This is a genomic window from Rhodococcus sp. 14-2496-1d (assembly GCF_002259365.1).
Taxonomy (GTDB): Bacteria; Actinomycetota; Actinomycetes; order Mycobacteriales; family Mycobacteriaceae; genus Rhodococcoides.
This window is the reverse complement of sequence record NZ_NPFV01000016.1, coordinates 157,971-172,049: the sequence shown is the minus strand read 5'-3', so window position 1 is coordinate 172,049 and position 14,079 is coordinate 157,971. Positions and strand designations below refer to the sequence as shown.

The window sequence follows — 14,079 nt, the reverse complement described above, 5'->3', positions numbered from 1 at the left end:
ACACATTGTGGGTCAGATGCGCACCGAGAAGAGCGACGATCGGAGCGAGCTCGGTCAGAAGGCCATCGGTGCCATTCCCAGGATCATCAGCGCGGAACCTGCTGTCACTCGTCGCCCGGGCGGGTTCGTGCGCAGCAGGTGGATCGTCACGGCCATCCACCCCACCAGGAGCAGCGCGGCGATGATTCTCGGATCCACTTCGACTCCATGCTCGTGCCGCATCGACGACTGCGGTTCCGCGTGGGAGTGCATCGGCGACAGCATCATCAGCAGCACGGCCATACAGGTCAGGTCCACAGCGCACGGGATCGACCGTGTTCTGTTCTGCCGGTCTGCGGTGACGTGTACGGCAGCCGCAACAAGAGCGAGTATCGAGATCAGCGCCATGGACGGGTCGGCACCGAGGGCCACCATGGCGACCATGACAGTGCCCATGCACAGGTGTGCCCACCGCACCCGCCCCGTGTGGTGGCCGCGTCCGAGCAGCGGAAGAACGGCACCCACTGCACCGAGCGCCATCAGCACCGTCATGAGCACGGGTCTCAGACCGCCGTGGATTCGGGAGTGCGCCGCCGAGTCATCCGCGCCGTGACCGTTCCCGCCGCGAAGAACACCGCCACGACGACCAACAGCAGCGCGGCGAGCACCCCTGAACCGCCGATGAGCAGTGTGAAATTGTCCAGCACCAGACCGAGAATCCCCACCAACCCAACGGTTCCGAGCGCCGGGGCGACAACGGTGTGCCAGGTACGCGTATCGACGGTCGATCGACGGAAGAACGCGATGATCGCGCCTCCGGTGAGGATCATCAGAACCAGGATGCTCACGGTGGCAAGTCCGGACATCCACGTGAACAGTTCCAGCACCGGGTCGGCGCCTGCTGCCGCGAAGACCACGAGAACCACCGCCGCCGAGACGGTCTGGAACAGTGATCCCAGGTGCGGGGAGCCGTGCCGAGAGTGGGTGCGCGCCAACATCGACGGGGCGACACCCTTGCGGGCCAGCGCGAACACGTACCGTCCGATCGCGTTGTGGAACGCAAGCAGGGCAGCGAAGAGGCTGGTGACCAGCATGATTTCCATGATGTCCGCCGCCATCGGGCCCAGGTACTGGGCGGCAGCGGCGAAGGTCAGCCCTGCCGTGTCGTCGGTCGCGGCCTGCGCGACGGACGAACTGCCGAAGGCAAGCACCACCGCCCAACTCGAGACCGCATACACCAGACCGATGGTGACGACCGCGGCGTAGGTCGCGATCGGAACCGTCCGGGTGGGGTTGCGGGCTTCCTCGCCGTAGATCGCGGTGGCCTCGAAGCCGATGAACGACGCAATGGCGAACATCAGGGCGATTCCCGGGGATCCACTGAAGAAGGCCGAGGGAGTGAAGGATTCGACGTCGATGCCGGCGGCACCACCCTTGGCGAACACCGCGACCGACAGCATCACGATGATGCCGATCTCGAGCACCAGCAGTACCCCGAGGACCTTGGCACCGAGATCGATGCTGCGGTACCCGAGCGTCGCGACGATCGCGAGGAGGCCGAGCGCCCAGACCCACCACGGCAGGTCGGGACCCCCGTACTTCACCACCAGGCTGTCGACGGTCGATGCAGCGAGGCCATAGATCCCCGCCTGAACAGCCGTGTACGTCAGCAGCGCCAGACCCGCGGCGCCGAGGCCCATGGTTCTCCCGAGCCCCTTCTCCACGTACGCGTAGAACGCGCCCGTGTCCACCATGTGTCGGCTCATGGCCGCGTATCCGACGCTGAAGATCAGCAGGACGATCGCCGCGACTATGTAGGCGAGTGGAGCGCCCGCCCCGTTGCCGGTCGCGATCATGACCGGTAAGGCTCCACCGATGGCGGTCAGCGGCGCCGCAGCGGCGATGACCAGGAACACGATCCCGACGACGCCGATGGAACCGCGCAGTACGCCTGCCGAACTCGACTGTGTATCAGACATTCTGCTCGCCGCCCTCGCAGCTCGATGCGGCGCAGTGCGAAGAACTCGAGCGGGGCACGTCGAGGGTGGGGTTGCGGTCGAAGAATCCCGCAGGCTTCAGTTTGAAGCCGGTGTAGTCCACCGGCATGATCGGCCAATCCTCGGGCCTCGGGAAGTGGGTCAGCCCGAAGGTGTGCCACAGCACGATGTCCTCGTCGACGAGGCTACGGTTCGAGGCGACGAAGGCCGGCAGGCCCGCTCCCCCGTGGTGCTGATTGACGAAATCACCTGCGGCATACCGTTCGCTTCGGTCGAACTGCGTCACCCAGAGATGCTTGGTGGCGAACGTGGCGCGTCGCGCGATCGACGAGTTGTCGTCGGCCAACAGCAGCGGCTGCCCCTCGGGATGCAATGTATATCCGACGGGCTTTCCGAGCCGGCTCGAGGAGGTGGGATTGGTGACGTGCCAGACGCGGCCGACCCTGCCGTCGGCGACGCGTTGGGCCTCCGATTCCGTGGCCAGCGGGGTGTGTTGCAGAGCAAAGGCATTGCCGTGCAGGTTGTCCAGGCCCATCGGTACTCGGCGGGTCTCGATCTCCTCGACGGAGTTGCCGATGCCGTCGATCATCATGTCCAGTCGCGCACTGAACAGGTGCTGGTGGCACGGCGCACCGAGCCCCGGGGCGATCTCTGTCGCGTAGGGGTAGTCGCCACCGGGATGCCCGGAGGTGAAGACGATTCCTGTTGCCTTGACCTCGAATTCGATGCTGCCGTCGAGGTACAGGTACCAGAAGAATCCGTAGTCGTAGTTGCCGATGGTGGTGAAGAAGGAGATCACGAGACGTCGCTGACGCCGGGTCTCCTGCGAACCCGACCACAGATCGGTGTGCTTCCACAACACCCCGAAGTCCTCCTCATGCATGCACACGGCATTCGGCAGCGTCTTCGGATTGCCGAATTCATCCGCGATCACAGCATCGAAATACGTGATGTCCCCGACGCAGTCACAGCCGAGTTCGAGTGAATTCGCGTACCGTCCCACCAGATACTCACCGGTGTCGAAGTAGTTCTGCCACGACCGCACCGGGGATGGGTCCCCATAGGGCACAACCATTTCGGCGATCGAAGCGCGGTGGATGATCGGCCGGACGATACCGTCGTCCTCGAACCCGATCTGGTGCAGAACCAGACCTTCACGCACATCGAAGCCGACTCGGAAGGACCACTTCTCCCAGTCGACGCGATTGCCTCGAACCGTGAAGCTCGGACCCTCGGGTTGAGTGATCTCGATCGGCTTCTGCGTGGTGCGCAGCGGACCGGTGACGGCCGGATCGTCGAAGTTTCCCGACTCTTCCGGGATGGGAACCACGCCCAGGTCGACAACCTTGTCCACCGTCCGATTCATCACGTCCACGAACGCGACCAGCCCGTCTATGGGATGGGCCCACGCGTGATCGGCGGGGTGGTCCTGCCGAAAAGCCAGGCCACGGAGTATGCGTCGGCCACGCTCGCCCGGGTAGTCGAACACGCCTGCCGACAGGGGTGCCACTCGAACGTCGGCCACGTCGAGTCCGCGCGCGGCCAGTGCGGCGAGCCAGTCCGGGTCGGTGGAGAGCACATTCTCGACGAGCTCGAATTCCTCGTCGAGAACCGGCATCTGGCCGTCACGGATGGCGTCGAGGCGGGTGGAGCCGATCACCCGACGCTCGTCGAGGGAGACCAGAAGGTCGACGGCATCGGGCGTCGAAATGTCGTGCAACAGCACCCGGAAGGTCCGCCGGGTGGTCGGTTCGGAGACGTACAACTCGGCCTTGTCCGGTTCGTCCAGTCCGACGTAGACGAACCGCGTTGCGGCCGTGACGAATCCGGCGGTGTCGACGATGTCTCGAACCTGTGCGATCTCGTCTTCGGTGGGCAACGACAGAGCGTGGTCGATTGCGTGGGGCGTGAGGGTTGGCATGGGTGGTCCTCGGGGTCTGGTTTTGATTCTACGTACGTTGAATAACGAAGGCATGCGGCATTGCAGGATTCGCCTGCCGGCAGGGGTGGCTACAGCTGAGCTATGAACCGGTCGAGCATCTCGAACTGCCGGTCGGCAGTGGTGTCGTCGGGGGTGAGCACGCCGAGAATCTGCATACCCATCATCATGTTGAGCAACATTTCGACGGCGAGATCGACATCGAAGTCGCCGGCGTCGCCTTCTGCGCGAGCCTGCTCGAGAAATTCCGCCATCCGCGCCCGCCACGACACCAGGGATCGACGGTTCGTGTCGTCCATGTGCTCGTCGTACATCGCGCGCTGCCACAGCGAGACTGCAATTCTCGCCTCGAGCAGAGTCTCTTCGGTCGTCGGCATCACTTCTCGGCAGAAGATGCGGAGGGCATCGAATCCCGTTGCGTTGCCGAGAGCTTCGTCGATCCGTCGGTTCGTAGCCTCGAAGACGTGCTCGAACGCGGTTCGGAGAATCTCGTCCTTACCCGCGAAGTAGTGGCTCAGCGCGCCGTTCGTGTATCCCGCCTCGGTCGCGATGTCCCGCATGTTCGCGGCATCGATCCCCTTGGCAGCGATCAGACGCCACGTTGCCGCGGTGATCGCGCGGCGGCGTTCGTCGTGATCCACGAGCTTGGGCACAGCCCTACGGTAGCGGCTCCCTGCTCGGACCTAGGGTTCGGGCATCGTCATCATCGCCTTCCGATCCGTTCGCACGTTGTTCTACGTCCGTTGAATCAAAGCTTGAGGCCTACTCGTTACGAATCGAGTTTCCTTCGGTAAACACCGCGTTACCCCAGGTGAGCGGAACTTCGACCCCTGCTACGAAGTTCCACTCACATGGGTCGTTCCGCAGGCTCCACTCCCGCTCACCTGCGGGGGCTCTACAGAACGATCGTCACGACCTTCTCCTCGGTATTGGCCTCGATGCCCGCCCACCCGAGCTCACGGCCCGTGCCACTGGATTTCATGCCGCCCCACGGGAGTGCGGGATCGATTGCCGCCCAACCGTTCACCCATACCGCGCCGGAGCGGACCTGCGCGGCCAGGGTGTGCGCCCTCGACACGTCTCGGGTCCAGATCGAGGCGGCCAGTCCGTACACGGTGTCGTTGGCGATGCGGATCGCTTCGTCCGCGGTGTCGAACGGAATCACCGTACCGACGGGCCCGAAGATCTCCTCCTGGGCGATCTTCATGCCGTTGTCGGCGTCGGCGAAGATGGTCGGCTCGACGAAATACCCGGCCCCGTCGGGACGGCCACCTCCGGCCGCCACTCGGGCACCGCCGTCGCGTCCGGCCTGGATGTACCCCAGCACGCTGTCGCGCTGCGTGGCGTTGACGAGTGCGCCCATGGTCGTCGACGGATCGAAGGGATCGCCCACCACCTGAGCCGACGCAGCAGCGGCCAGACCGTCGACCACCTGTGAGTACAGCGAGCGATGCACCAACACTCGGGTGCCGGCCGCACACACCTGGCCCTGGTTGAAGAACAGGCCCATCGCGGTTCCGTTGATCGCTGCCTCGAGGTCCGCGTCCTCGAGGATGATCTGCGGCGACTTGCCGCCGAGTTCGAGGGTGGTCCGCTTGAACGTGTCGGCAGCCTTCTTTGCGATGAGCTTGCCGACTCGAGGACTTCCGGTGAAGCTGATCTTGTCGACGTCCGGGTGACCGACCAGCGCGTCGCCGGTCACTTCTCCCAGTCCTGGAACAACATTGACGACTCCCGCAGGTACGCCCGCCTCGTCGATCAGTCGAGCCAGGTGCAGGATCGACAGCGGTGCGTCCTCCGGCGGCTTGATCACTACGGTGTTTCCTGCGGCCAGTGCGGGCGCGAGCTTCCATCCGGCGATCATCAGCGGCGTGTTCCACGGGACGATCATGCCGATCACGCCGACGGGCTCGCGAACGGTGTACGAGTGCGTCGGCTGCCCGAAGTATCCCGCAGTGGGAATGGAGCTGCCGGTGATCTTGTCTGCCCAGCCGGCGAAGTGCCGGAAAGTGGCTGCTGAATTGGGAATGTCGAGCATCGCCGGTTGACCCACCGGCTTGCCGACGTCGAGGGCCTCGAGTCGAGCGAGCAGGTCGCCGTCGCGCTCGATGAGATCGGCAATCCGGTTGAGCAGCTTCCCGCGGACTGCTCCAGGAGTCGCGCCCCACTCACCACCGAGCTGGGCCCGGGCCGCGCGCACCGCTGCATCGACGTCCGACGCGCTAGCCGCAGCAACCTCGGCCAGGGGCTGTTCCGTCGTGGGGTTGATGTCGGTGAAGGTGCCACCGTCGGATGCGCCGCGCCACTGCCCGGCGATGTAGAGCTCGGTGGCGGTGCCGGTCGGCAACGACGGTGCGGCCGATTCCTGTACTGCAGTCATGTTTCTTGGCTCCTTCTCGGGTGCCGATCGCGGCACCTGTGGCGTGTCTGCTCCAGACTGCGCCCGTGCCTACGAGAAGGTCTTGTGTGATCGCGCACACATTGTGCGGCAGATGCGCACCGCCCATCGAGCTCCACGCGTGACGATCGTGTGTCCACACACGAGGTCCCGGTTACCGCAATGTTTCGGTATCCGACCGTGCGACGGAGAGTCAATTTTTCCGACACTTCGAGGCCATCGAATGGCCTTTCAGCAGGCAAAACTGGGGCACTCCCAACGAAAGGCCCGTCCATGAACCACCATCAGTTCCGCGCCGCAGCAGTCCAGGCCGCGCCGATCTTTCTCGATCTCGACGCCTCGATCGACAAGGCGATCGGCCTGATCGAGGACGCAGCTCGCGCCGGAGCCGAGCTCGTCGCGTTTCCCGAGACCTACCTGCCCGGCTATCCCTGGTACATCTGGCTCGACGCCCCGGCATGGGGATTTCAGTTCACACAGCGCTATTTCGACAACTCGCTCGAGTACGGAACTCCGCAAGCAGCTCGAATTGCGCAGGCCGCCAAAGACAACCACATCATGATCGCGATGGGCCTGAGCGAGCGATACAAGGCCAGTCTCTACATCGCCCAGTGGATCATCGACGCGGAAGGCAAGACCGTCGCTATGCGTCGCAAGCTCAAGCCGACTCACGTCGAACGCACCGTCTACGGCGAGGGCGACGGATCGGATCTGTCGGTGTACGACACGGACCTCGGACGAGTCGGCGCACTGTGCTGCTGGGAGCACTTGCAGCCGCTGTCGAAGTACGCGATGTACGCCCAGAACGAGCAGGTTCACATCGGAGCCTGGCCCAGCTTCTCGCTCTACACCGGAGCGGCCTACGCCCTCGGGCCAGAGGTCAACACGGCCGCCAGCCGCATCTACGCCGTCGAAGGCGGCTGTTTCGTCATCAGTCCGTGCGCGACGGTCTCGCCCGAGATGATCGACATCATGTGCACCGACGACGCCAAGCGCGCGATGCTCACCGCGGGCGGCGGGCATGCCCGCATCTTCGCTCCCGACGGCCAATTGATGCACGAACCGCTCGCCCCCGACGCCGAAGGCCTGGTGTTCGCCGACATCGACACCAGCCTGATTTCCATCGCCAAGGCCGCCGCCGACCCGGCCGGCCACTACTCGCGTCCGGATGTGACGAGACTGTGGCTCGACAAGACTCCCGGCGACCGCGTCGTGTCGGGTGCGCAGCCAGTGGCGAACGCGCGCTACGACTCCACCGAGGACGTCGCCGCCGAGGTACGGCTCGAGATCACCGAGCAGCTCGCTCACGACGAGGACGCCGCCCGTGTCTGAGCTCGAATCCGCGATACCCGATCACCTCGTCGTTCCACGGTCGTGTCCGCGCAGAACACCCGAGAGCTACCAGCCGCCCTTCCCGTCGTACGTGGCTCGCTTTCCGGTATCGACCGAGCGAGTCGTGATGGGCTACTTCGGAATACAGGGCGTACCCGACGCCTCCCCGTGGGGTGACGACGGCCCACCCCGGACGGACCGGGCGCGCTACACCGACGAGGAGGGCATCGACACGACGGTGTTCATCGGCTACTGGGACGACGTGGCCGCCTTCGACCGCTGGTTCGACACCGTCGGCCGGCACTGGACGAGCGTCCGAGGCCGCTTCGTCGAGATCATCAGACCGACCGTCGACCGTTACGAGACGCTGTTCTCGTCCACCGGACGAATGGAAGGTGTTGCCACTCTGACCGATTCACTCAGTGGAACCATCGTCGAGCATGCCTACTGGGGCGGGGTTCGAGATCGAATCCCGTTGTCGCAGAGTGACTCGCTTGCTCCCAGCGGGGAGCCTCGGGTGGTGCGCGAGGGCGACAGAGTCAGGATCATGCCGCAGGAGAACCTCTGCCTCATCCGATCCGGGCAGGATTGGGCCGATACCGCCGGGGCCGAACGAGAGATGTACCTGCGGGACGTCGAACCGGTATTGCGTGCCGGCATGGACTTTCTCCGCGACGACGGACTGGCCATCGGATGCTTCGCCAATCGGTACATGACCGTCGTGACCGACGACGGCACCGATACCGACAAATCGTTCGGTATGAGTTGGTGGCGCAGCCTGAGCGATCTGGAGGCATGGGCCGAGTCGCATCCGACGCACGTGGCCATCTTCGGTGCCGCGCTGAAGTATCTGTCGACGATGGGCCCCGCAGCCGCCCTGAGGCTCTATCACGAAGTGACCGTCGCGGCGGCGGACGAGCAGTACTTCGAGTACTTCGGCTGCCACGACCGCACCGGTCTACTGCGCACCGCTGCCGAGCGTTCTACTCTGTGACCGGACGGGAGGTACCTGACATGGGCGATCCGCTGCGCACCGATTCGGTGGACCGGGCCGACAGCGTCGACTTCTGGACCGCGGCGGTGAGCCGGACGTACGTCGATCTCGAGTGCACGATTCCCGAGAACGCGTCGGCCATCACCGGGCATATCGAGTCCACCGGACTTGCGACTCTCGGGTTGTCGCGAGTGTCGGCGACAGCTCAGAGCGTGCTGCGAACGCCTGCAGGTATCTCCCGAACCAGTGACGACTACTTCCTGGTCAGTGTCCAGACGTCGGGAACCGGGTTCGTCGTCCAGGACGACCGAACTGCGGTCCTGCAACCGGGAGACTTCGCGCTCTACGACACCACCCGGCCCTACAGTCTTCGCTTCGACGACCCGTTCGCCCAATACGTTCTGATGCTCCCCGGAGCAACGCTGAGGACGCTCGTCCGGGATACGAATTCTCTGACCGCGCGCGCTGTGTCCGGACGGCACGGAGCGGGAAAACTGCTCGTCAGCATGATCTCGTCGATCATGGACGACGCCGACATGAGTACCGCGTCGGCCGAGGCCGTGTCGCAGAGCGTCGAGTACATTCTGGTCGCGGGCCTGGTCGGACTCACCGGGGTCGAGAAGCCCGCCCCGTATGCGGCGTCGGAGAGACTCGGCGAGATCAAGCGCGCGATGACCGCGCGACTGCGTGATCCGGACCTGACCGTCACGGAAGTGGCTGCCTCGCTGCACTTGTCGCTCAGTACGGTGCATCGAGCATTCGCCGGTGAGCCGTGCACCGCCAGTGAATGGATCTGGATGCAGCGACTCGACGGCGTCAAACGGGCACTGTGCGAGCCGCAGAATGCCCGCACCACCATCGGCGCGTTGGCGGCATCGTGGGGATTCACCGACCCCGCGCATTTCAGCCGCGCGTTTCGTGCGCGCTTCGGCTGCACCCCCAAGGACTTTCGCGACATCAGCCGCAGCTGAGTCGGCTCAGATCTCGAGCGACCCGGCCAGTGTCGGCCAACTCTTGGGCAGCTGCTCCACCCAGTACGGCCACGAATGAGTTCCGGTCTCGGTGAAGTCGAATGTCGCCGGGATGTTCAGCTGGCCGAGTCGGTCCGCCAGTCGATGGGTGCAGTAGTTCGCGCCCACTTCGATGAGGCCGCCGACCACCACCACATCCAGTGCCGCTGCGCTGTCGAAGCTCTCGTGCGGTCCCGGCGCTCCCGTTCCCACCGACACGTACACGTCGGTGCCGCGCAGACTTTCGGCGTTGACCACCGAATCGTGTTGCACCCAGGCAGGATCGAGAGGTCCGCCCCACATGTTGTCGGCATTACCGCCGAACGCTCCGACGATCGCGCGAATGCTCGCCTGCCCCATCGGCTCCGAGGAGGCGAAACAACCACTGTACGACGCAACCCCGGAGTAGAGATCGGGGTGACGTGCGGCCAGCATCATGGCGGACTGCGCACCCATGGACAGCCCTGCGATCGCGTTGCGTCCGTTGCCATCCACGGCTGCGTCGATCAACGGGGGGAGTTCCTCGGTCAGGAACGTCTCCCATTGGTATCGGCCGAGTTTCGGATCGTCCCGTTGCCAGTCGGTGTAGAAGCTGCCGGGGCCTGCCAGCGGTAGGACGACGTTGACGTTCTTGTCGGCGAAGAATTCGGCCGCGCCGCCCTTGCGGAGCCACATGCTGTTGTGGGGGTCCTCTTCTCCGATGCCGCTGAGCATGTACAGCGTCGGCCGCGAGCCGGACTGTGCTGCCGGGGTGAGCACCTGCACCTCGACGACGGCCCCCATCGCTGGCGATTCCACGCTCAGCGTGCGCAGGGTCTGCGACGCGATGGACGTGTCGACGATCCGCGCGACCGGCGCGACGGGATCGGCCGTCGCGACGCCTACCGAGGACACCGACAGAGCTGCGGCGACGACGAACGTGGTGAAGATGCGTCGACGACGCATGGCGATCCTCTCGGGAGGTGTCAGCAGGGCAGGATTTGTCACAACGAAATGGCGAATTGCATGGAGCATTGCACAGCGACCGACCGGATGGAATGCCGAACGTCGATCCGCCCGATTCGGACCGACCGGGACTCTGACAACACCTCGCCGCGCGAGCATTTGCCCTTCTTTGCAACATCTTTCGGGCATCGAGTACCGACTTTCGATATCGCATCGCCCACTAATGGTTAGTGCACTACTCAATTCTGGTAGCCTGGGACCGTGGCCACCGCCGAAGATCCACTCGCACTCGATCGACAGGTCTGCTTTGCACTCGCCGTCGCCAACCGTGCCGTGCTGTCGGTGTATCGGCCCCTGCTCGAGCCGATGGGGCTGACGCATCCGCAATATCTGGTGATGCTGGCACTGTGGGGCGAGTCGCCGATGTCGGTCAAAGCCATCGGATCGGCACTGCAGCTCGACTCCCCCACCCTGTCGCCGCTTCTCAAGCGTCTGGAGTCGATGGGGTTGCTCACCCGCAATCGAAGCGTCGAGGACGAGCGCGTTCTGCTCGTCGCGCTCACCCCGGCCGGGGCCGCACTCCGCAAGAAGGCCGAGAAAATTCCACCCGCCGTCGTGGCGAAGCTCGGCGCGTCGCTCGCCGAGCTCGACGAACTGCGACGCGTCCTCACCCGCGTCAACGACGCGGCCATCGCAGCAGGAGCACTGTCGTGAACGCTCGCCCGACCCGCACCCGTCCGCCCCTCGGCCAATGGCTGGGCTACGCCGTCCTCGGCCGCAAACTCCCCGACGAGTTCCAGGGCTGGGTCCGACGCGACCTCGTCGGTCCGGGAGCGACGCCGCGTCACATCCTGCGCTCGATGATTCCGTTCCTGCCGATCTTCATCGGATTTTTCGTCCTGTTCCCAGGAGCGATCTGGCTACGCGCCTCGATGGTGTTGCTCAGCCTGCTGCTCGCGCTGTTCTACACGGCGGCGTACATGGATCAGAACCGTGCCCGACGCCTGGAAATCCACGGGCTCCCGGCCGGTCTGAAGAGCGAGAAGAAGACGGCCGAAATGGAACGGGAACGCGAGAAGTACCGCCGCAATCACTGACGCTCTCGGTCGAGCCCGGCGGTGAAGTCGTCGACGATCATGGTTGCCAGGTCGCGGGTCTTTCGGTTGGAGTTCTGCGACAGTTCGGTCAGCTGGGTGAACGCGGCATCTTCGTCGATGCGGTAGACCGACATCAGAATTCCCACTGCCCGGCCGATCGTTCCGCGGGTGTCGAGGGCAGTGCGCAGCGTCGAGGCCTGGTTGTCACTTTCGGCGAGGATCTGTTCGCGCATACGGGAGAGTTCGTGGTGTACCCGCACACGGGCGACGAGTTCTCGATCGTGGAACGGTTTGACGATGTAGTCGTCGGCCCCGCGGCCCAGGCCGTCGAGCACGAAGTCCGTTCCCGCTCGCGCGGTCAGCAGTATCACGGGCACACGCTGCAGGCCGGTGTCGCGGCGGATCTCGTCGACCAGGTCCAGTCCGCTGCGCCCGGGGAGCATGACGTCGGTGAGCACGATGCCCGGCGGCGTCGACCGTGCCAGATCGAGTGCGGTCTCGATATCGCCTGCGGTGGCGACCGACCACCCTTCCTCGGTCAGCAGCCTCAGCAGGTAGTTGCGCATGTCGACGTTGTCCTCGACGAGCAGAATGTCCGCTCGATCGGGCGTCGCCTGCGTCGATTCGTGGGCCACGAAGATCGCCGACACCGAATCGGTCGGTGTTGCCGGACGGTCGACGGGCACCGCAGCCTCGACCGGCACCCGGGGCACGACCACGGTGAACGTGCTCCCGATGCCCACCTCGCTGTCGACATCCACATGCCCGTTCAGGGCTGTGAGCAGGTCCGATACCAGCGCGAGCCCGATGCCGAACCCTTCGATACTGCGCGCTCCCGCGTGCTCGACCCGGTGGAATCGATCGAAGATGCGCGACAGATCGTCTTCGGGGATTCCGAGCCCGGTATCGGCGATCACGAGCCGAACGGTGTCGGTCTCGGCCCTCAGACGCACCGACACCCGGCCCGTGGGGGTGTACTTGATGGCGTTCGCGACGAGGTTGAACACGATCTTCGACCACATCTCGCCGTCGCTGAGCACGACGACGTCCTCGGACGTATCGACTTCCAGGTCGAGACCGCGGTCCGACGCCACCGTCGCGAACAGCGTCGCGCAGTCACGCGTCACCGCCGTGAGATCGGTGGGTTCGAGACGGGCCTCGAGTCGGCCCGCGTCGGCGCTGACGACATCCATCAGATCGTCGACGAGTCGGCGTAGTCGTACCGATGCGCGGTGGACCACGTCGAGGGATTGCCGATCGGGTTCGCCCAACTGCGAGGAAGCACTCTCGCGTACCGAGTCCAGCGGACCGGCGAGAAGGGTCAGCGGTGTTCGGAATTCGTGCCCAACGGTTTCGAGCAGTCGCGTCTTCGCCGCATCGGCCTCGGCCAGCGCCACGACGCGTTGCCGCTCCATCTCGAAGGCCTGGGAGGCGGTCAGCGCAGTCGATACGCGTTCGGCCACGACGCCACAGAACGAGGTGAAGGCATCGTCGATCACTCGGTGGCTGCTCACCCCGATCAGCAGCGCACCGACCGGCTGCACACGGCCTGCCATCGTCAACGGCACGACGACGGCCCGAGGAACGTTGCCGTCCACGCCGACCGTCGCCACGGCCACTGCGCCGTCGGCGACCCGGGCGAGATCGGCGCACTCCCACGTCGAGCGCTCGTAGCCGACGTCGCCGCCGGTCACGACACACTCGACGCGGCCGTCCGCATTCATGCCTTCGCGGAGGTAACCGGAGACGAGCGGAAACTCCGATGCTTCGGCCGCGAGCGCGCCCACGGCCGCCCGGCAGATGTCCTCGGCACCGTCGGTGTCGATGCCTGTCAGCGTCCCCAGGCTCAGCAACGCCTGCATACGACGGTCACCGAGCACCTGCTGGGTGACCTCCGACGTGGCGACGAACACGCCGAGGACCGCGCGCCCGGGACCGTGGATCGGGCTGTAGGAGAAAGTGAAGTACGTCTCTTCGAGGAATCCGTACCGGTTCATCATGAACCGTTGGCGAGCACCGTGCACTGCCGTGCCGCCGTCGACGACCTGTCGGGCCAACTCTCCGATCTCGTCCCAGATTTCCGCCCAGCAGACCTTGGCCGGCTGCGCTGCGGCCGCAGGAAACTTGTCGCCGAGGAAGTCGGTGTACGTGTGGTTGAAGATCTGCACCAGGTGAGGACCCCACCAGATCAGCATCGGAATCGTCGACGGCATGACGGTGCGAATCGCGGTGATCAACTCTTGCGGCCACTGATCCAACGGCCCCAACTCGGTCGCCGCCCAGTCCAGTTCCCGAAACCTGGCGTCGGTCGCGTTGTCACCCGGAAACAGCTCGTCCAGGCGGGCCGAACCGGCATCGGGTCGTGGGGAGTTCATCGCATCGTCCTTC

Annotated in this window: 12 protein-coding genes; 5 read left to right on the top strand and 7 right to left on the bottom strand. The window is 65.0% G+C overall.

What is annotated here, in order from left to right; all coding sequences use genetic code 11:
- Window positions 1–54: 54 nt before the first annotated feature.
- From CH296_RS11800 to styD, 5 genes are all read right to left on the bottom strand, one after another.
- Window positions 55–531, bottom strand: coding sequence for a DUF5134 domain-containing protein (locus CH296_RS11800; RefSeq protein WP_094684816.1), 477 nt, complete (start codon window positions 529–531; stop codon window positions 55–57).
- 11 nt (window positions 532–542) lie between these two features.
- Window positions 543–1,958, bottom strand: a complete 1,416-nt coding sequence (locus tag CH296_RS11795) for an APC family permease (protein ID WP_094684815.1) — start codon at window positions 1,956–1,958, stop codon at window positions 543–545.
- Window positions 1,951–3,897 carry a primary-amine oxidase gene (locus tag CH296_RS11790; protein WP_094684814.1) on the bottom strand — a complete coding sequence of 649 codons (1,947 nt, stop codon included), beginning with the start codon at window positions 3,895–3,897 and terminating at the stop codon, window positions 1,951–1,953. The genes CH296_RS11795 and CH296_RS11790 overlap by 8 nt, the downstream gene beginning before the upstream one ends.
- Before the next feature lie 89 nt (window positions 3,898–3,986).
- Complete coding sequence (locus CH296_RS11785) at window positions 3,987–4,556, bottom strand: TetR/AcrR family transcriptional regulator (RefSeq protein WP_094684862.1); 570 nt, start codon at window positions 4,554–4,556, stop codon at window positions 3,987–3,989.
- A gap of 254 nt (window positions 4,557–4,810) precedes the next feature.
- Window positions 4,811–6,295: a phenylacetaldehyde dehydrogenase StyD gene (gene styD / locus CH296_RS11780; protein WP_094684813.1), complete on the bottom strand. Its 1,485-nt coding sequence runs from the start codon at window positions 6,293–6,295 to the stop codon at window positions 4,811–4,813.
- Window positions 6,296–6,586: 291 nt separating this feature from the next.
- Between styD and CH296_RS11775 the strand changes: the two genes are divergently transcribed.
- The 3 genes from CH296_RS11775 to CH296_RS11765 are packed head-to-tail and all read left to right on the top strand — an operon-like array spanning window position 6,587 to window position 9,610.
- Entirely contained in the window at window positions 6,587–7,645 is a 1,059-nt protein-coding gene (locus CH296_RS11775; RefSeq protein WP_094646531.1) for a carbon-nitrogen hydrolase family protein, read from the top strand.
- Window positions 7,638–8,639, top strand: coding sequence for a phenylacetaldoxime dehydratase family protein (locus CH296_RS11770; RefSeq protein WP_094646530.1), 1,002 nt, complete (start codon window positions 7,638–7,640; stop codon window positions 8,637–8,639). The genes CH296_RS11775 and CH296_RS11770 overlap by 8 nt, the downstream gene beginning before the upstream one ends.
- A gap of 20 nt (window positions 8,640–8,659) precedes the next feature.
- The gene (locus tag CH296_RS11765) at window positions 8,660–9,610 is read left to right on the top strand and encodes a helix-turn-helix domain-containing protein (protein ID WP_094646529.1); all 951 of its coding nucleotides are present in this window, start codon (window positions 8,660–8,662) and stop codon (window positions 9,608–9,610) included.
- A 6-nt stretch (window positions 9,611–9,616) separates the two neighbouring features.
- Here CH296_RS11765 and CH296_RS11760 read toward each other — a convergent pair whose 3' ends face one another.
- The gene (locus CH296_RS11760) at window positions 9,617–10,594 is read right to left on the bottom strand and encodes an alpha/beta hydrolase family protein (RefSeq protein ID WP_094646596.1); all 978 of its coding nucleotides are present in this window, start codon (window positions 10,592–10,594) and stop codon (window positions 9,617–9,619) included.
- A gap of 261 nt (window positions 10,595–10,855) precedes the next feature.
- Here CH296_RS11760 and CH296_RS11755 point away from each other — a divergent pair, with 261 nt between their 5' ends.
- Window positions 10,856–11,308, top strand: coding sequence for a MarR family winged helix-turn-helix transcriptional regulator (locus CH296_RS11755; RefSeq protein WP_045198157.1), 453 nt, complete (start codon window positions 10,856–10,858; stop codon window positions 11,306–11,308).
- On the top strand, window positions 11,305–11,691 hold the full coding sequence (locus tag CH296_RS11750; protein WP_094646528.1) for a DUF5313 family protein: 387 nt from the start codon (window positions 11,305–11,307) through the stop codon (window positions 11,689–11,691). The genes CH296_RS11755 and CH296_RS11750 overlap by 4 nt, the downstream gene beginning before the upstream one ends.
- On the opposite strand, the gene CH296_RS11745 is transcribed toward CH296_RS11750, so the two are convergent.
- A complete protein-coding gene (locus tag CH296_RS11745) occupies window positions 11,685–14,066 on the bottom strand; it encodes a response regulator (protein ID WP_094684812.1) in 2,382 nt (793 codons plus the stop codon). The genes CH296_RS11750 and CH296_RS11745 overlap by 7 nt on opposite strands.
- Window positions 14,067–14,079: the final 13 nt, after the last annotated feature.